Source organism: Bradyrhizobium sp. SZCCT0231, assembly GCF_018130245.1.
GTDB classification, from domain to species: domain Bacteria; phylum Pseudomonadota; class Alphaproteobacteria; order Rhizobiales; family Xanthobacteraceae; genus Bradyrhizobium; species Bradyrhizobium japonicum_F.
Window position 1 is genome coordinate 200,999 of record NZ_JAFCKP010000009.1, and the last position, 18,183, is coordinate 219,181.

An 18,183-nucleotide genomic window follows, 5' to 3' on the forward strand; every position below is an offset into this window, starting at 1 on the left:
ATGAGCGCTGCTTCCGATGTCGGTTATCACGCCCAGCGCCAGGCGCGCTGGCACTATGGCGAAATCGCCTTCTGGCTGATCGTGCTGGCCTGCGGTTTCGTATTTCCGTCGCGCTATCTGATCATGACCGATATCCTGCGGCTGGCGCTGTTCACGATGTCGCTCGATCTCATCCTCGGCTATGCCGGCATCGTCTCGCTCGGCCACGCCGCCTTCTTCGGGGTCGGTGCCTATGCCGCGGGGCTGCTTGCCTTGCACGGCATCGTCACCGAGCCCGTGCTGGCACTGGTCGTCGCAGGGCTCGCCGCGATGGTGCTCGGTTTCGCCACCAGCTTCCTGGTGATCCGCGGTGTCGACCTGACCCGGCTGATGGTGACGCTCGGCATTGCGCTGCTGCTGGAAGCGCTCGCCGAACGCTTCTCCAACATCACCGGCGGCACCGACGGTCTGCAAGGCATCGAGATGCAGCCGATCTTCGGCGAGATCCCGTTCGACATGTTCGGCAAGGCCGGGTTCTTCTATTCGCTGGCCGTGCTGTTCGTGCTGTTCCTGTTCGCCCGCCGCGTCGTGCACTCGCCATTCGGCCTGTCGCTGCGCGCCATCAAGAACAACCCGCTGCGCGCAGCCGCCATCGGCATTCCCGTCAACCGCCGCCTGATCGCGATCTACACGCTGGCTGCGTTCTATGCCGGCATCGCGGGCGCGCTGTTCACCCAGACCACCGCGATCGCCTCGCTCGACGTGTTCGCCTTCGAGCGTTCGGCCGATCTGATGCTGGTGCTCGTGATCGGCGGCACCGGCTATCTCTATGGCGGGCTGATCGGCGCGGTGGTGTTCCGCATGCTGCAGGAATTGTTCTCCACCATCACGCCGCAATACTGGCAGTTCTGGATCGGTCTCGTGCTGGTCGTGATCGTGCTGGTCGGCCGCCAGCGTCTGCATCGCTGGGTGCTCTATGTGCCGAACCTGATCATCAGGCAGGTTGCGGGACGTAAAGCCGTCGTCGCCGTGCCGGAGAGCGACGCATGACCATCGCGCTCGAAACCCGGAATCTCGAAAAGCAGTTCGGCGGCCTGCGCGTCACCCGCGATCTCTCCCTCAGAATCGAGCAGGGCGCCCGCCATGCGCTGATCGGGCCCAACGGCGCCGGCAAGACCACCGTCATCAACCAGCTCACCGGTGTGCTGAAGCCGAACTCGGGCCGCATCCTGCTCGAAGGCCAGGACATCACCGACCTGCCCGTGCACAAGCGCGTGCTGCGCGGCCTGTCGCGCACCTTCCAGATCAACCAGCTCTATCCCGACCTGACCCCGCTCGAGACCATCGGCCTTGCGGTCTCAGAGCGCCTCGGCCATGGCGGCGACTGGTGGCGGCGGATGGGGACGCGCAGCGACGTCAACGGCGAGATCGCCGAGCTGCTGACGCGCTTCCATCTGCTCGACGTCATGAACGAAGAGACCGTGACGCTTCCTTACGGCAAGCAGCGCCTGCTCGAGATCGCGGTCGCGATCGCCGCCAAGCCGCGCGTGCTGCTGCTGGACGAGCCCGCCGCCGGCGTGCCCGAGAGCGAGCGCCATGACATTCTCGCCGTGGTCGGCGCGCTGCCGCGCGACGTCACGGTGCTGCTGATCGAGCACGACATGGACCTCGTCTTCTCCTTCGCCGACCGCATCTCGGTGCTGGTCTCCGGCGCGCTGCTGACCGAGGGCCCGCCCGAACAGGTCGCGCGCGATCCGCAGGTGAAGGCGGTCTATCTCGGCGAGGAGGCGGTCAATGTCTGACCTCCTCGCAATCGATGCACTTCGCGCCGGCTATGGCGAGGCCGTGGTGCTGCCAAAGATGTCGCTTCGTCTCGCCGAAGGGCAGGTGCTGGCGCTGCTCGGCCGCAACGGCACTGGCAAGACCACGCTGATCAACTCCATCGTCGGCGTCACCCGCCGCTTTTCCGGCACGGTCGTGCTCGCCGGCACCGACGTCACCGCCTTGCGGCCCGACCAGCGGGCGCGCGCCGGCATCGGCTGGGTGCCGCAGGAGCGCAACATCTTCCGCTCGCTTACGGTGGAAGAGAACATGACCGCGGTGGCGCAACCCGGCCCCTGGACGGTCGAGAAGGTCTACGAGATGTTCCCGCGGCTGAAGGAGCGGCGGAGCAATTTCGGCAACCAGCTCTCCGGCGGCGAGCAGCAGATGCTGGCGATCGGCCGCGCACTGACCCTCAACCCGAAGGTCCTGCTGCTGGACGAGCCGACCGAGGGCCTTGCCCCCATCATCGTCGAGGAGCTGCTCAAGGCGATCGGGACCATCACCCGGGCAGGGGGCATCTGCTCCATCATCGTCGAGCAGAATGCGCAAAAGATTCTGGGGCTCGCCGACCGCGTTGTGATATTGGAGCGCGGAACGATCGTCCACGACGCCCCGAGCGCCGCGCTGAAGGCCGACCCGTCCGTCCTGGAGCGCCACCTCGGCGTCGCAGGTGCGGCCGCACACTGATCCTTGCTACTCCCCGCTTGCGGGGAGTGGGAGTACAACGAGCGCCGACTGAAATTTCGGGAGAAACAAGAATGCAGCGAACCAAAGCCCCCTTCCGCGCCGACGAGGTCGGCAGCCTCCTGCGTCCCGCCAAGATCAAGGAAGCCCGTACCCGGCTCGAGAAGGGCGAGATCTCGGCCGACGACCTGCGCAAGATCGAGGACATGGAGATCGAGAAGGTCGTGCACAAGCAGGCCTCGATCGGGCTGAAGCTTGCGACCGACGGCGAATTCCGCCGCTCCTGGTGGCATTTCGACTTCCTGGCCAAGCTCACCGGCTGCGAGCTGTTCCACCCCGACACGGGCATCCAGTTCACGGGCGTGCAGACCCGTCACGATGCGGTCCGCGTGATCGGCAAGCTCGACTTTCCCGATAACCATCCGATGCTGGATCACTTCCGCTTCCTGAAGAAGGTCGCCGACCAGGCCCACGTCACCGCCAAGATGACGATCCCGTCGCCGGCGGTGCTCCACTTCCGCGGCGGCCGCAAGTCGATCTCCAAGGACGTCTATCCCGATCTCGATGCCTTCTACGAAGATCTCGGCAGGACCTATCGCAAGGCCGTGAAGGCGTTCTACGACGCCGGCTGCCGCTATCTCCAGTTCGACGATACCGTCTGGGCCTATCTCTGCTCGCAGGACGAATTGCAGAAGGCGCGCGAGCGCGGCGACAATCCGGACGGGCTGCAGCAGATCTATGCCCGCATCATCAACTACGCGCTGGCCGAGAAGCCCGCCGACATGGTGGTGACGACGCATGTCTGCCGCGGCAATTTCCGCTCGACCTGGATCTCCTCGGGCGGCTACGAGCCGGTGGCCGAGACACTGCTCGCCGGCACCAATTACGACGGTTACTTCCTGGAGTACGACAGCGACCGCGCCGGCGGCTTCGAGCCGCTGCGGTTCCTGCCCAAGGGCAACAAGGTCGTCGTGGTCGGCGTCATCACCTCGAAGTTCGGCGAGCTCGAGAAGAAGGACGACATCAAGCGCCGCCTGCAAGAAGCCGCCAAGTTCGCTGCCTTGGAGCAGCTCGCACTGTCCCCGCAATGCGGCTTCGCCTCGACCGAAGAGGGCAACATCCTCTCCGAGGAGGAGCAGTGGGCCAAGCTGAGCCTTGCGGTGGAGATCGCGAAGGAAGTGTGGGGCCAGTAAGGCTCCGCAGCTAAGTCCCAGGCGTGTGCCGGACGCGCTGCATCGCTCTTGCGTTGCTGCGCAGAGCCGGGACCCATGCTGCTCGACTTGCTCTCGGAGATATGGGCCCCGGCTCTGCAGCGCACCGCTGAACCGGACGATGCTTCGCATCGCCGGGGAAGCGCTGCGCTGCGTCCGGGGCGCGAGAGCATCTCACCTCTCCGCCAGATAGACCTCGCCCAGCAGCGGCGAGTTCGACCACGGCACCTGATTGTCTTCGTGGCCGACACCAACCTCAGCCCGCACCCGCCTCAACATCTCCTGCGCCTCCACGCCCGGCGTGCCGGCGCTGGACATATGCGCTATTCCCCGAGTGGGCAGAATTTGCTAAGACACGGAACCCAACCTGCCTGCCCACTGTGTCCCACCCTATGAAGAACGACGAAATCCTGAGCCAGATCACCGAGTTCTGCCGCAAGGCGGACATGGCGGAATCGACCTTCGGCCGGCGCGCGGTGAATGATGGGAAGCTGGTGCATCGCCTGCGCGAGGGGAAGCGCATCACCATCGACACGCTGGAGCGGATCCAGGCCTATATGGCCGCATCGATGGCCGGCGGCGTGCCGCCGCCGCGGGGACTTCAGGTGCCGCCGGAAAAGCGCGATCCGCGCGGCAATTTCCGCTTCTTCGAGAACCGCCAGAAATACCTGCTGTTCGTCCACACCTGCAGCGAAAAGCGGGTGATCGCGGACAGGGTTGCCTTGGAGCTGAGCTCCATCCATCCGCGCCCGCCGGCCCTGCGCATGTTCGACGCCGGCGTCGGCGACGGCACAGTGCTGGCGCGGGTGCTGCGGGCGACGCATCAGCGCTTTCCACACATACCCTTCTATGTCGCGGGCAAGGAGCTCAGCCTCGAGGACCTGCGCCTGACCTTGGAGAAGGTGCCGGACCGCATTTTCGAGCATCCGGCGTCGGTGTTCGTCTTCACTAACATGTTCTACGCGGAGGCGCCCTGGCTCACGCCGGCATCCCCTGCGGCGGCGGCTGCCACGGTCTGGCACGAGGTGCCGCTCCGCGGCGCTTCATCGGGCGAATTCGAGCAGCAGATCGTGGAGCTGAGGCCGTTTTTGGAGCAGAACTGGCGCGCTGCGATCAGCCCACGCACGGCCATGCCGCTCTACGAGCGGCCCGTCGTCCTCGTGCTCTATCGCGAGGACCACAGGTTCCTGCTCGATTCGACCATTCCGCGGCCGGGCCAGACCGAGGCCAATTTCGACCTCGTCATCGCATCCCAGCCCTACCGGGCCCTGTCCTCGGTCAATTTCCGGGCCAAGCGGATCATTGCACCCCTGGCGCGGGCGCTTCGGCCGGGCGGCAGGCTGATCGGAATCCACTCCCACGGGCAGGATCCGGGCATGGAAATGATCCAGGCGATCTGGCCTGGAGAAAATCCTTTCTCAGTCAGCCGTCATGAGCTACTGCGTGCAGTTAAGTATGAACTTGGATCGGTGGGCCGCGACTTAAATTTTAATGCCTACGCGGATAACCGTTCGATCTTCAGGTATGATATGGAAGCGCTGCCCAACGAGGTCACCGGCACCATCGGAACCTCGACGGCCTTTGCAGCGTGGAATGCGGCGGTGTATGTCGCTCAGATTGAGGACGACCGATTGACAGAAACGACTCAAAACGGCCGCACTCTGGATGCCGCCAGGGACGTGCTGCGAAAGTACAATGGGCTCTGGTTTCTCGACGAATCCTACGTCATCTCGCGTCGGCGTGATTGACATCACCATAACGTAAACATCGCAAACGCCCGCCGGCTAGCGGCGGAACCAAGGGGTTACTGATGCGCGCGTCCTATCTCTTCACCAGCGAGTCCGTGTCCGAGGGCCATCCGGACAAGGTCTGTGACCGGATCTCCGATGAGATCGTCGATCTGTTCTATCGTGAAGGGCCGAAGGCCGGCATCGATCCCTGGCAGATCCGCGCCGCCTGCGAGACGCTCGCGACCACCAACAAGGTGGTGATCGCCGGTGAGACCCGCGGTCCGAAGTCGGTGGACAACGAGCAGATCGAGAGCGTCGTGCGCGGCGCGATCAAGGACATCGGCTACGAGCAGGAAGGCTTCCACTGGAAGACCTGCGACATCGAGATCCTCTTGCATCCGCAGTCGGCCGACATCGCCCAGGGCGTCGATGCGCTGCAGCCGGGCGAGGTCAAGGAAGAGGGCGCGGGCGACCAGGGCATCATGTTCGGCTACGCCACCAACGAGACTCCGGATTTGATGCCGGCGCCGATCTTCTATGCTCACAAGATCCTGCGCCTGATTTCCGAGGCCCGTCACTCCGGCAAGGAGAAGGTGCTCGGTCCGGATTCCAAGAGCCAGGTCACCGTGCAGTACGAGAACGGCAAGCCGGTCGGCGTGCGCGAGATCGTGGTTTCGCACCAGCACCTGATCGAGGACCTCACCTCCAAGCAGGTGCGCGACATCGTCGAGCCGTATGTGCGCGAGGCGCTGCCGAAAGACTGGATCACGCCGAAGACGATCTGGCACATCAACCCGACCGGCAAGTTCTACATCGGCGGCCCCGACGGCGACTCCGGCCTGACCGGCCGCAAGATCATCGTCGACACCTATGGCGGAGCGGCCCCGCATGGCGGCGGCGCTTTCTCCGGCAAGGACCCGACCAAGGTCGACCGCTCCGCGGCCTATGCTGCGCGCTACGTCGCCAAGAACATCGTTGCGGCCGGTCTTGCCGACCGCTGCACGCTGCAGCTCGCTTACGCCATCGGCGTGGCACGCCCGCTGTCGATCTACATCGACACCCACGGCACCGGTAAAGTGCCGGAGGAGCAGCTCGAGAAGGCGGCGGCACAGGCGATGGATCTCACGCCCCGCGGCATCCGCACCCATCTCGATCTCAATCGCCCGATCTACGCGCGCACTGCGGCCTACGGCCATTTCGGCCGCACGCCTGACAATGAGGGCGGCTTCTCCTGGGAGAAGACCGACCTCGTCGAGCAGCTCAAGCGCGCGCTCTAGTTCTCTTGCGTCGTTCCGGGGCGCCGCGACAGCGGCGTACCCGGAATCTCGAACCTTACGGATTCCGGGATCGCTCGTTTCACGAGTGCCCCGGAATGACGAACCAAACAGACAGGAACCCCCAATGAACGCGAAGCCCGGCTTCACCGATTACATCGTCAAGGACATTTCGCTCGCCGATTTCGGCCGCAAGGAGCTCTCGCTGGCCGAGACCGAGATGCCCGGCCTGATGGCCACCCGCGAGGAGTTCGGCCCGAAGCAGCCGCTGAAGGGCGCGCGCATCGCCGGCTCGCTGCACATGACGATCCAGACCGGCGTGCTGATCGAGACGCTGGCAGCACTCGGCGCCGACATTCGCTGGGTCTCCTGCAACATCTATTCGACGCAGGATCACGCTGCCGCCGCGATCGCGGCCGCCGGCATTCCCGTCTTCGCCGTCAAGGGCGAGACGCTGACCGAGTACTGGGACTACACCGCAAAGCTGTTCGACTGGCACGGCGGCGGTCACCCGAACATGATTCTCGACGACGGCGGCGACGCCACCATGTATGTCCATCTCGGTCTGCGCGCCGAGAACGGCGACGCCGCCTTCCTCGACAAGCCCGGCTCCGAGGAAGAGGAAGTCTTCTTTGCGCTTCTGAAGAAGCAGCTCAAGGAAAAGCCGAAGGGCTACTTCGCCGGGATCGCCAAGAGCATCAAGGGCGTTTCCGAAGAGACCACCACCGGCGTGCATCGTCTCTATGACATGCAGAAGGCGGGCACGCTGCTGTGGCCGGCCATCAACGTCAACGACAGCGTCACCAAGTCGAAGTTCGACAACCTCTATGGCTGCCGTGAATCGCTGGTCGACGGCATCCGCCGCGGCACCGACGTGATGCTGTCGGGCAAGGTCGCGATGGTCGCGGGCTTCGGCGACGTCGGCAAGGGCTCGGCCGCCTCGCTGCGCCAGGCCGGCTGCCGCGTCATGGTCTCCGAAGTCGATCCGATCTGCGCGCTGCAGGCCGCGATGGAAGGCTACGAGGTCGTGACCATGGAAGACGCCGCGCCCCGCGCCGACATCTTCGTCACCGCGACCGGCAACAAGGACATCATCACGATCGAGCACATGCGCGCGATGAAGGATCGCGCCATCGTCTGCAACATCGGTCACTTCGACAACGAGATCCAGATCGCGTCTCTGCGCAACCTGAAATGGACCAACATCAAGCCGCAGGTCGACGAGATCGAATTCCCCGACAAGCACCGCATCATCATGCTGTCGGAGGGGCGCCTCGTGAACCTCGGCAATGCGATGGGCCACCCGTCCTTCGTGATGTCGGCGTCCTTCACCAACCAGACGCTGGCGCAGATCGAGTTGTTCGCCAACAACAAGGACGGCAAGTACGAGAAGAAGGTCTACGTGCTGCCGAAGACGCTCGACGAAAAGGTCGCGCGCCTGCACCTCGCCAAGATCGGGGTCAAGCTCACCGAGCTGCGCAAGGACCAGGCCGACTACATCGGCGTGAAGCAGGAAGGCCCGTACAAGAGCGACCACTACCGCTACTGAGCCACCGGTTCGACCGACCATCGATGCGAAACCCCGGAGCGATCCGGGGTTTTGTCATTTCGGCGCATGGAATTCGACTCGCTTTGCAGTTGTGGCACGGCCGATTGCCAATTGACGGCCAGCAGCGGGGGGCGGACAATCCCTCCTGGCGGAGGAAACCATGCAACAAGAACATTTCGACGTGCTGATCGTCGGCGCCGGCCTGTCCGGGATCGGTGCCGGCTATCATTTGCAGACCAGGTGTCCGGCCAAGAGCTACGTCATCCTCGAGGGGCGCGACTGCATCGGCGGCACCTGGGACCTGTTCCGCTATCCCGGCATCCGCTCCGACAGCGACATGTTCACTCTCGGCTATTCGTTCAAGCCGTGGACCGATCCGAAGGCGATCGCCGACGGGCCGCAAATCCTGAACTATGTGCGCGAGACCGCAACCGAGAACGGCATCGACAAGCACATCCGCTATCGTCATCGCGTCAAGCGCGCGGCGTGGTCGGCACCCGACGCGCGCTGGACGGTGGAAGCCGAACGCATCTCGGGTGAGGGCGCAACCGAGCTCGTGCGCTTCACTTGCAATTTCCTATTCATGTGCTCGGGCTATTATAAATACGAGGCGGGCTATACGCCGGAGTTCAAGGGCGTGGCGGATTTCGCCGGCCGCATCGTGCATCCGCAGAGGTGGACCGAGGACATCGAGTACGCGGGCAAACGCGTCGTCGTGATCGGCTCCGGCGCCACCGCGGTGACGCTGGTGCCGGAGCTAGCCAAGAAGGCGGCGCAGGTCACCATGCTGCAGCGCTCGCCGACCTATGTGGTGTCGCGTCCGGCCCAGGATCCCGTGGCCAACAAATTGCGCCGCAATCTGCCGACGCGCCTTGCCTATCATCTGATCCGCTGGCGCAACGTGATGTGGGGGATGTTCTTCTTCCAGCTCAGCCGGCGCCGGCCGGCCAAGGTGAAGGATCTCATTCTCAAAGGCGTGAGAGTCGCGCTCGGGCCCGACTACGATGTCGCCACCCATTTCACGCCGCGCTACAATCCCTGGGACCAGCGGCTATGCCTCGTTCCCGACGGCGATCTGTTCAAGGCGATCCGCGAGCAGCGCGCCTCCGTCGTCACCAGCGAGATCGACACGTTTACCCGCGACGGCATCCGCCTCAAGGACGGCCGCGAGCTTGCCGCGGACGTCATCGTGACGGCGACCGGGCTGGTGCTCCAGGTCGCCGGCGGCCTCGAGGTCAGTGTCGACGGCCGCACTGTCGATTTCGCGAGTACGCTGACCTACAAGGGCATGATGTATGCCGACGTGCCGAACATGGCCTCTGCCTTCGGCTACACCAACGCGTCCTGGACGCTGAAATGCGATCTCACCTGCGAATATGTCTGCCGGCTCATCAACTACATGGACCGGCATAATTTCCGCCAGTGCATGCCGCACAATGACGACCCGGACGTCACCCTTCAGCCCTCGCTCGATTTCACCTCGGGCTACGTGCAGCGCTCGATTGCGAAGATGCCGAAACAGGGCTCAAAGCGGCCCTGGCGGCTGTACCAGAACTATGCGCTCGACATCGTCTCCTTGCGCTTCGGTCGGATCGACGACGGCGTGATGCAGTATTCCTGATCTCCGTATGTTGCCGGAGGAACCCGCCGATCGCTTGAGGCGAACCGCGACTTGAAGTAGTGTTGTTGCGTCGCATGCAATTTACTTCCGACAGCGCTTGAGTTCCGCGTCGCTGGGTATTGATGGGAGCGCGGGACGTGCACGTGCTTGCTCTGGTCACGCAAAAAGGCGGAAGCGGCAAGAGTACGCTGGCCGTTGGGCTTGCGGTGGCCGCGATGGAACGCGAAGAGCGCGTCGCTCTCATTGAGGCGGACGCGCAGGGCACCATCTCGAGATGGAAGGAGCGCCGCGAGAATTGCTTTCCCCGTGTCGAGTGCGTTGCGGATCCGGCGGAGATCGAGCCGGTGCTGTCTCGGCTCCAGGCTGAAGGGATTGGGCTCGCGATCATCGACACGGCCGCCACGAATAACGCCTTGGCGCTCCGCGCCATCAGCAATGCCGACCTCTGTCTCATTCCGGCGCGTCCGAGCCCGGCCGATATCGAAGCTGCCATCCCTACGCTGTTGGCCATTCGCAGGGGTAACCGCCGGTTTGCCTTCATCCTCAATCAGACACCTACACGGGGGTGCCGGCTGAGTGAAGCTGCCACGTCGCTCAACTCGCTTGGCGTGCTTGCGCTCCCCTTCATTGGACAGCGCAACGACCACCAGGATGCGCTGGGGGTAGGCCTGGGCGTCACCGAGTTTGCACCGGAGGGAAAAGCCTCGGACGAGATCGTTGGGCTTTGGCGGTGGATTTCGGAACACATCTTCACGGAGTCGAATCATCATGGGCAAGGCGCAGTCGAGACAGCCTGCTGATGGCGTACGCGCCAGACGTCGGTCGCTGGTGGATCTGACCGCGGTCGTGAGCCGTACCATCGACGAGAGTCTTTTGGAGACGCCGCCGAATCCGGTCGCCATCCCAGGGGGCGATGGACACCGGAGCGAGCGGGCAGCCAAGAGGCCTGCCCGAAAGGCACCGGCTCGAAAGATGCCTGCGGAAACGACCATTCCCGCGGCAATCGACAGCGCCGGGACCTGCCCGTCTACCAAAGTGGAGTTGCCTTCGACGCAAAGTGCCGGCAACACCTCCGCTCTTGCCGTGGAGATCGCCAGAGAGATGCAGGCGCGTGCTCTCGAGGCAATGAAGTTAGGCGTGCATACAGCGTTCGAATATACGAAGGATATCGCCAGGCCGGAAGGTGACGTCCTGGACGGCGCTGCCGCCGAGTGCCACGCTGTCGTGCTCGAATTGATGAAGGTGAATGCAGGCGCGACGCTGCAGTATACGCGCGAGTTGAGCCGCGTGAGAACGCTCTCGCAGTGGATCGAGTTGTCGAGTTCACATGCGCGAAAGCAGTTTGAGTTGGTGCGACAGCAGGCCGAATTGCTGAAATCGTTGACACACAATGCGAGAACGTCCGGCGCCGAATAGCGCGCATCGGAATCAGGTATCGCCGACAGTGGGGCGGGCGGTACGCACTGGTGCCGGTGTTGTCTTGCGTGTTCGGCCAGCGGGCTGAACCGGTCACGCTGCCCGGGCGGTTAATGCCAGATTAACCAGTCGGTCCTAGCCTGTCTCGGCCGGGGTTACTCGCAAGGCCGAGGTGAGCCCAATGGAAGCCCAGAAGATCGCGGTCGACGCCGTCGTCGCGCTGACCGATTGCGACCGCAACGCCGTTATCGCCTTCATCCGCCGGCTCTATCTCGCCGGCGTCACCGATCCGAAACGCCTGACCTTCAAGGGGCTGCAGGCGCTGTCGCGGGCCTGATTCGGGCGGTTTCGGCCCTTTCGGCCCCAAGGTTCCCGAGCGCTCTCCCCAGCGTGACTGCAACCCATCGGTGAATATCTTGTCGGTCGGGCCGGGCGGGAGTAGATGACGTCCCCGGCTGGGTCACTTGGGAACTGGGGAATGCTGAAACAGCTTTTTGCGCCGCAACTTGTCATTCTTTATGTGCTGGCGGCCTCGACGATTTACGTTCACTTCCGCGGCAAGCAGCGGCTGCGCTTCGCGCGCCAGCTCGGCGATCACTCGACCTATCTCGCGCCCTATAACGTGCTGATGTATGCGGGCTCGGCCGTGCCGAACAAGCCGGTGATCTCCGTCGATCAGTTCCCCGAGCTGAAGCCCCTCAGCGAGAATTGGGAGACCATCCGCGATGAGGCGGTGCGCCTGTTCGACGAAGGCTTCATACGTGCGGCCGCGAAGAACAACGATTGGGGCTTCTATTCCTTCTTCAAGAGCGGCTGGAAGCGCTTTTACCTGAAATGGTACGACGACTTCCTGCCCTCGGCGCGCACGCTGTGTCCGAAGACGGTGGAGCTCTTGAACTCGATTCCGAGCGTGCACGGTGCGATGTTCGCGATGCTGCCGCCGGGCGGCAAGCTGGGCGCGCATCGCGATCCCTTCGCTGGCTCGCTGCGCTATCATCTCGGCCTCGTCACGCCGAACTCGAGCAAGTGCCGGATTCTCGTCGACGGCGTCGAATGCGTCTGGCGCGACGGCGAGGCCTTCATGTTCGACGAGACCTTCATCCACAGCGCCGAGAACGCAACCGACGTCAACCGCATCATCCTGTTCTGCGACGTCGAGCGCCCGATGAAGTTCGGCTTCATGACCGCGATCAACCGCTGGGTCAGCCATCACATCGTCAAGGCGTCGGCGACCCAGAACGTCGACGGCGAGAATGTCGGCGTGCTCAACAAGCTGTTCGGCAAACTGTACGAGATCCATCTCGCCAGCCGCAAGGTCAAGGAGTGGAACCGCAACGTCTACTACACGCTGAAGTATTCGCTGACGGCGCTGATCCTCGGCCTCATCGTGCTGTCGGCGTTGCGGTGAATGATCCCGCCAATGGCCTCCTTGCCGATTGCCAACGCGGAGATCACGCAGTTCTTCCGCAACTGGCTCGAGACCTTCGCGGGTTATGTCCGCGAGGTCGACTACGCTTCGGCGCGGCCGCTTTTCCACCCCGGGGTGCTCGCCTTCGGCACCCACAACGACGTCATCCCCGGCCTCGATCAATGGGTCTCGACGCAATGGAATAACGTCTGGCCGAAGACGACGGATTTTCATTTCGTGCTCGATCAGACCTCCGTTCTGGCGTCCGCCGATGGCGCGATGGCGACTGTGATCGCGCCGTGGACGAGCACGGGCTATCACCCCGATGGTAGCGCGTTTCCCCGGCCGGGCCGGGCGACGATGGTGTTTTCAAGAGACGGCGATGGATGGCTGTGCGTGCATTCGCACATGTCGCTCAACCGCGGTGTGCCGCAGGCGAGCCATGCCAATCGGCCGGTGAAGGCCTGGTAGATACGATCGGAATAGAAAAGGCCCCGGACATGTCCGGGGCCTTTCGATTTCGAGATGTTCTGCAGCCTATTCCGGCTGGCCGATGCTCACCTTCAACGTGCCGACGCCGTCGACGCCGCATTCGAGCTTGTCGCCGGGTTGGAGCTGCGACACGCCGGCGGGCGTGCCCGTCATGATGATGTCGCCGGCGGCGAGCTTCACCTGCTGCGAGAGCTGCCAGATGATCTCGGGCACGTTCCAGATCAGTTCGGTGAGGTCGCCCTTCTGCGCCTCCTTGCCGTTGACCGTCAGCCAGATCTTGCCCTTGGCGGGATGGCCGATCTTCGAGGCCGGCTGCACCGCGGAGCAGGGCGCCGAATAATCGAACGACTTGCCGACCTCCCATGGGCGCTCCTTCTTGCGCGAGGCGATCTGGAGATCGCGCCGGGTGAGGTCGATGCCGACGGCGTAGCCGTAAACGTGGTCCAGCGCCTTGTCGGCGGGGATGTTGAGGCCGCCGCTCTTCATCGCGACGATCAGCTCGACCTCGTGATGCAAATCCTTGGTCAGCGGCGGATAGGGGATGGTGGCGCCATCGGGCACCAGCATGTCGGCGTGCTTGGCGAAGAAGAACGGCGGGGCGCGCTCGTCATTGCCCATCTCGCGGATGTGCTCGAGATAGTTGCGGCCGACGCACCAGATGCGGCGCACCGGATAACGGCCGCTCTCGCCGACGACGGGAAGCGAAGCCTGGGGCGGAAGCGGGATGACGTAGGAGGCGGCGTTCATGTAAGGTCTCGCGGCTCTTGAGGTTGATGAGGAACTCTATGCGGTTGCGCTGATCGGCGCCAGAGCGCCGGAATCGTGGTGCTGCAACCGGAAGAACGAGGCGTAGCGGCCGCCGCGGCGGAGCAGCTCGTCATGCCGGCCCTGCTCGACGATCTCGCCGCCTTCGACCACCAGGATGCTGTCTGCGTGCATGATGGTGTGCAGGCGGTGCGCGATCACGATGGTGGTGCGGTTCTGGCACAGATGCTCGATCGCCTCCTGCACCTGCCGCTCGGATTCGGAATCGAGCGCGGCGGTGGCTTCGTCCAAGAGGATGACCGGCGCGTTCTTGAGCAGCGCGCGCGCGACCGCAATGCGCTGGCGCTGGCCGCCGGAGAGCTGCGTGCCGTGCTCGCCAACGGGCGTGTCGTAGCCGAGCGGAAAGCCCATGATGAAATCATGCGCGCAGGCGGCTTTCGCCGCCTCGATGATCTCGGCCTCGCTCGCGCCCGGCTTGCCGAAGGCGATGTTGCTGCGGATGGTGTCGCGGAACAGATAGACGTCCTGGCCGACATAGGCGGTCTGCGCCCGCAGCGATTTGCGCGAGACCGAGGAGATCGACTGGCCGTCGATGACGATGTCGCCTTGCGTCACCTCGTAGAAGCGCAAGAGCAGTCCCAGCACGGTCGACTTGCCGCCGCCGGAGGGGCCGACCAGCGCGGTGACCTTGCCGGGCTCGGCCACGAAGCTCATGCGGTTGAGCACGGTCTCATTGGCGCGATAGGAGAAGCTGACGTCGCGGAGCTCGATGCGAGCGTCGGAGAGCTGCAGCGCCGGCTTGTCGTCGTCGGACTGCTCGCTCGCCGGGCTGTCGACGACTTCGAGCAGCATGCGCGCACCGACCAGCTGGCTGTTGAGGTCGATGTTGAGCCGCGCCAGCCGCTTGGCGGGCTCGGTCGCCATCAGGAATGCGGTCATGAAAGAGAAGAACGCGCCCGGCGTGGCGTTGAGGGCGACCACGGCGTAGCCGCCATACATCAGGCAGCCGGCGACGGCGAAACCGCCGAGCATCTCCATCAGCGGGTTGGAGCGGTTGGCGACGCGGGCCATCTTGTTGGCGTTGCGCTCGACGATCGCGATGTTCTCGTCGATGCGCTTCTGCATGGTCTCTTCGAGCGTGAAGGCCTTGACGGTACGGATGCCCTGCAGCGATTCCTGCATCGTCTCCATGATGTCGGCGGTGCCGGTGAACTGGTTGAAGGCGAGGCCCTTGATGCGCTTGACCAGCTTGCGCAGCACCAGCATCGCCGGCGGCACCGCGACGAGGCCGATGAACGACATCAGCGGATCCTGCCATACCATCACCCCGATCATGGCGAGCAACATCAACAGGTCGCGCCCGATCGCGTTGACCAGCATGTTGAGGACGTCGGTGATGGATTTCGCGCCGGCCGTCAGGCGCGCCAGGAACTCGGACGAATGCCGCTCGGAGAAGAAGCCGACGCTTTCGCGCATCAGTTTTGCGAACAGCTGGCGCTGGTTGGTGGCGAGGATCGCGTTGCTGATCTTGGTCAGGATCACCATGTGGCCGTAGGTCGCCACGCCCTTGATGAACAGCAGCACGACCGTCAGCCCTGAGAACATCGCGATGCCCGGGATGTTCTTGTCGACATAGGCCTGATTGATGACCTGGCCGAGCACATAGGTTGCGCATGCGGTCGCGCCGGCGGCGAGTGCCATCAGCGCGAAGGCAACGAGGTAGCGCCGCCAGTAGACGATCCCCTGTTCCGTGACGAGGCGGCGAATCAGGACCGCTGCCGCATAGGGGTCGTCGGTGATTTTCTTTGGAAACTGGGCCATCCGGTGTCCATTGACGGCGCAGGACAAAGCCTGCCCGCGCGTCAGGGATCGATGGGCCTCTGTGCCCGCTCAAGCCGGGTTTTTCAAGCCCAATTAAGGGCTTGCGCTTGGGATGATTCTAGGCCGAGGCGGCGTGGCGGAGCTCGCCGTGGCGCTCGCGGAACAGCTTGTCCTCCCAGGCCAGCGCATGGGCTGCGATGGTCTCGAGGTCCTCGTATTGCGGCCGCCAGTCGAGCAGGCCGCGGATGCGGCTGGTGTCGGCGACCATGGTCATGATGTCGCCGGGCCGGCGCGGGGCGTATTGCACGGCGAAGCTGCGGCCCGAAACCCGGCGCACCGCGTCGATGGTCTCCAGCACCGAATAGCCGCGGCCATAGCCGCAGTTCAGCGTGGTCGAGGCGCCGCCATTGCGCAAATAGGCCAGCGCCGAGCGATGCGCCTGCGACAGGTCCGTGACGTGGATGAAGTCGCGGATGCAGCTGCCGTCCGGGGTCGGGTAGTCGGTGCCGAACACGTCGATCTTGGCGCGCTGGCCGGTCGCCGCTTCCACCGCGATCTTGAGCAGATGTGTGGCGCCGACGGTGGCTAGCCCGATGCGCGCCTGCGGATCGGCGCCGGCGACGTTGAAATAGCGCAATGTCACGTACTGCATGCCGTAGGCGGCGGCGACGTCGTGCAGCATGATCTCGGTCATCAGCTTCGACGAGCCGTAAGGCGACAGCGGCCGTGTCGGTGCGTGCTCGGGCACCGGCACCTGGTCCGGATTGCCGTAGACCGCGGCGGTCGAGGAAAAGATGAAGCGGCCAATGCCGCGCTTGACCGCCACGTTGAGCAGGTTGCGTGCGGTCGTGAAGTTGTTGCGGTAGTAGCCGAGCGGATCGCGCATCGAGTCCGGCACGACGACCGAGCCTGCGAAATGGATGATGCTCTCGATGTCGTGCTGGGCGATCACGCCCTCGAGCAGGTTTTCATCGCCCGCATCGCCGATGAACAGCGGCACGCCTTCGGGCAGATAGGCGGAGAAGCCGGTCGAGAGATCGTCGATCACGACGACATCCTCGCCGGCTTCCGCCAGCGCCAGGACCGTGTGACTTCCGATATAGCCGGCGCCGCCGGTGACTAGCACAGTCATGATCTCACCCGTCTGCGATCAACGCACCAAGCTAGCGCTTGCGTGGTGAAGAGGGGGTATCGGCGCGGCTGAACTGGTCACTATGCTTAATGTTGCGTATAGGGACTTTGCGAAATGGAGCGTGTCGTGGCGAATTCCCAGGGCGATCTCGAAGTGATCGTGCCAAATCTGCACAGGCGCTATTCCGGGGTCACCGCGACCAACCGGATGGTGGCGCCGCGGCTGGCAAAACTGTATCGCGCCGCCTGGTTCGGCTCGGACGCGCCGGAAGGGATCGCGCGGCTGAGCGTTGCCGATTTTCTGAAGCTGTGGCGCCGCAAGCGGCTCGTGATCTGGCATGCGCGCCGCAACAACGAGATGATCGCGGGCGTCGTGCTGCGCGCGCTTGGCTGGCCGCTGAAACTCGTGTTCACCTCGGCGGCGCAGCGGCATCACAGCTGGATCACGCGCTGGCTGATCCGGCGCATGGACGCGGTCATCGCGACATCGGATCTCTCGGCCTCGTTCCTGAAGGTGAAGGCGACGGTGATCCCGCACGGCGTCGACACCGACGTCTACGCGCCGCCGATCGATCGCGCTGCGGCCTTTGCCGAAAGCGGCCTGCCGGGCCGCTACGCCATCGGCTGCTTCGGCCGCGTGCGCGCGCAGAAGGGCACTGATGTATTCGTCGACGCGATGTGCCGGCTGCTGCCGCGCTATCCCGATTTCACCGCCGTCATCGTCGGGCAGGTCACGCCCGAGCAGACGCCCTTTGCCAATGATCTGAAGAAGCGCATCGAAGCCGCCAACCTGCAATCGCGCATCGTCATAACAGGCGAGCTGCCGATCGAAGCGGTGCAGCGCTGGTATCAGCGGCTGACGATCTACGCCTTCACCTCGCGCAACGAAGGTTTTGGCCTGACGCTGATCGAGGCGATGGCGGCCGGCAGTGCGCTCGTCGCCGCACGCGCCGGTGCGGCCGAGCTCGTGGTGGAGAATGGCGTCACCGGCGTGCTGATCCCGACGGGTGATGCCGACGCGCTCGCTGCGGCGCTGGAGCCGCTGATGCGCGATGGGGCTGCTGCGACAGTGATGGGCGAGCAGGGGCGGGCGCGGGTGCTCGAACGGTTCAGCCTCGATGCCGAAGCGGCGCGGATCGGCGAGGTCTATCGGCCGCTGCTCTGACGCGGTTTTCGCCAGTCGCAAACAAAAATCGCGAAAACAACCCCATGCACAGTAGGCGAGATCAGCAAAATCAATGACTTGGCGGGTGTTGACCCTTTGCGGATTTTTCGAAT

At 64.2% G+C, this 18,183-nt stretch carries 18 protein-coding genes; 14 read left to right on the forward strand and 4 right to left on the reverse strand.

The annotated features are described in order from the left end of the window. The 4 genes from JQ566_RS21900 (at position 1) to JQ566_RS21915 (ending at position 3,680) form a co-directional block, all read left to right on the forward strand. Complete coding sequence (locus JQ566_RS21900; RefSeq protein ID WP_212375399.1) at positions 1-1,029, forward strand: branched-chain amino acid ABC transporter permease; 1,029 nt, start codon at positions 1-3, stop codon at positions 1,027-1,029. Further along, positions 1,026-1,781, forward strand: a complete 756-nt coding sequence (locus JQ566_RS21905; protein ID WP_212375401.1) for an ABC transporter ATP-binding protein — start codon at positions 1,026-1,028, stop codon at positions 1,779-1,781. The genes JQ566_RS21900 and JQ566_RS21905 overlap by 4 nt, the downstream gene beginning before the upstream one ends. Further along, positions 1,774-2,490 carry an ABC transporter ATP-binding protein gene (locus tag JQ566_RS21910; protein WP_212375403.1) on the forward strand — a complete coding sequence of 239 codons (717 nt, stop codon included), beginning with the start codon at positions 1,774-1,776 and terminating at the stop codon, positions 2,488-2,490. Before JQ566_RS21905 ends, JQ566_RS21910 begins: the two co-directional genes overlap by 8 nt. Positions 2,491-2,561: 71 nt before the next feature. Beyond that, on the forward strand, positions 2,562-3,680 hold the full coding sequence (locus JQ566_RS21915) for a cobalamin-independent methionine synthase II family protein (RefSeq protein WP_212375405.1): 1,119 nt from the start codon (positions 2,562-2,564) through the stop codon (positions 3,678-3,680). 192 nt (positions 3,681-3,872) lie between these two features. On the opposite strand, the gene JQ566_RS21920 is transcribed toward JQ566_RS21915, so the two are convergent. Continuing rightward, on the reverse strand, positions 3,873-4,016 hold the full coding sequence (locus tag JQ566_RS21920) for a hypothetical protein (protein WP_212375470.1): 144 nt from the start codon (positions 4,014-4,016) through the stop codon (positions 3,873-3,875). Positions 4,017-4,090: 74 nt separating this feature from the next. Between JQ566_RS21920 and JQ566_RS21925 the strand changes: the two genes are divergently transcribed. The 9 genes from JQ566_RS21925 (at position 4,091) to JQ566_RS21965 (ending at position 13,167) form a co-directional block, all read left to right on the forward strand. Next, on the forward strand, positions 4,091-5,446 hold the full coding sequence (locus JQ566_RS21925; protein WP_212375407.1) for a hypothetical protein: 1,356 nt from the start codon (positions 4,091-4,093) through the stop codon (positions 5,444-5,446). Between the two features lie 62 nt (positions 5,447-5,508). Next, positions 5,509-6,705 (forward strand): methionine adenosyltransferase, encoded by a 1,197-nt coding sequence (metK, locus tag JQ566_RS21930; RefSeq protein ID WP_212375409.1) that lies wholly within the window; start codon positions 5,509-5,511, stop codon positions 6,703-6,705. Positions 6,706-6,829: 124 nt separating this feature from the next. After that, entirely contained in the window at positions 6,830-8,251 is a 1,422-nt protein-coding gene (ahcY, locus tag JQ566_RS21935) for an adenosylhomocysteinase (protein WP_212375410.1), read from the forward strand. Between the two features lie 160 nt (positions 8,252-8,411). Beyond that, positions 8,412-9,872, forward strand: a complete 1,461-nt coding sequence (locus JQ566_RS21940; RefSeq protein ID WP_212375412.1) for a flavin-containing monooxygenase — start codon at positions 8,412-8,414, stop codon at positions 9,870-9,872. 143 nt (positions 9,873-10,015) lie between these two features. Beyond that, complete coding sequence (locus JQ566_RS21945) at positions 10,016-10,672, forward strand: nucleotide-binding protein (RefSeq protein ID WP_349643347.1); 657 nt, start codon at positions 10,016-10,018, stop codon at positions 10,670-10,672. Beyond that, the gene (locus JQ566_RS21950) at positions 10,641-11,288 is read left to right on the forward strand and encodes a hypothetical protein (RefSeq protein ID WP_249139689.1); all 648 of its coding nucleotides are present in this window, start codon (positions 10,641-10,643) and stop codon (positions 11,286-11,288) included. The genes JQ566_RS21945 and JQ566_RS21950 overlap by 32 nt, the downstream gene beginning before the upstream one ends. A 181-nt stretch (positions 11,289-11,469) precedes the next feature. Beyond that, positions 11,470-11,625 carry a hypothetical protein gene (locus tag JQ566_RS21955; RefSeq protein WP_167406967.1) on the forward strand — a complete coding sequence of 52 codons (156 nt, stop codon included), beginning with the start codon at positions 11,470-11,472 and terminating at the stop codon, positions 11,623-11,625. Between the two features lie 141 nt (positions 11,626-11,766). Next, positions 11,767-12,696: an aspartyl/asparaginyl beta-hydroxylase domain-containing protein gene (locus JQ566_RS21960; protein WP_212375416.1), complete on the forward strand. Its 930-nt coding sequence runs from the start codon at positions 11,767-11,769 to the stop codon at positions 12,694-12,696. A 12-nt stretch (positions 12,697-12,708) separates the two neighbouring features. Further along, positions 12,709-13,167 carry a YybH family protein gene (locus JQ566_RS21965; RefSeq protein WP_212375418.1) on the forward strand — a complete coding sequence of 153 codons (459 nt, stop codon included), beginning with the start codon at positions 12,709-12,711 and terminating at the stop codon, positions 13,165-13,167. Positions 13,168-13,233: 66 nt separating this feature from the next. Here JQ566_RS21965 and JQ566_RS21970 read toward each other — a convergent pair whose 3' ends face one another. From JQ566_RS21970 to galE, 3 genes are all read right to left on the reverse strand, one after another. Beyond that, positions 13,234-13,935: a fumarylacetoacetate hydrolase family protein gene (locus JQ566_RS21970; RefSeq protein ID WP_212375420.1), complete on the reverse strand. Its 702-nt coding sequence runs from the start codon at positions 13,933-13,935 to the stop codon at positions 13,234-13,236. A gap of 36 nt (positions 13,936-13,971) precedes the next feature. After that, positions 13,972-15,774 carry an ABC transporter ATP-binding protein gene (locus tag JQ566_RS21975; protein ID WP_212375422.1) on the reverse strand — a complete coding sequence of 601 codons (1,803 nt, stop codon included), beginning with the start codon at positions 15,772-15,774 and terminating at the stop codon, positions 13,972-13,974. A 118-nt stretch (positions 15,775-15,892) separates the two neighbouring features. Then, positions 15,893-16,906 (reverse strand): UDP-glucose 4-epimerase GalE, encoded by a 1,014-nt coding sequence (gene galE, locus JQ566_RS21980; protein ID WP_212375424.1) that lies wholly within the window; start codon positions 16,904-16,906, stop codon positions 15,893-15,895. A 126-nt stretch (positions 16,907-17,032) separates the two neighbouring features. Between galE and JQ566_RS21985 the strand changes: the two genes are divergently transcribed. After that, positions 17,033-18,070, forward strand: coding sequence for a glycosyltransferase family 4 protein (locus JQ566_RS21985; protein ID WP_212375426.1), 1,038 nt, complete (start codon positions 17,033-17,035; stop codon positions 18,068-18,070). Positions 18,071-18,183 lie beyond the last annotated feature (113 nt).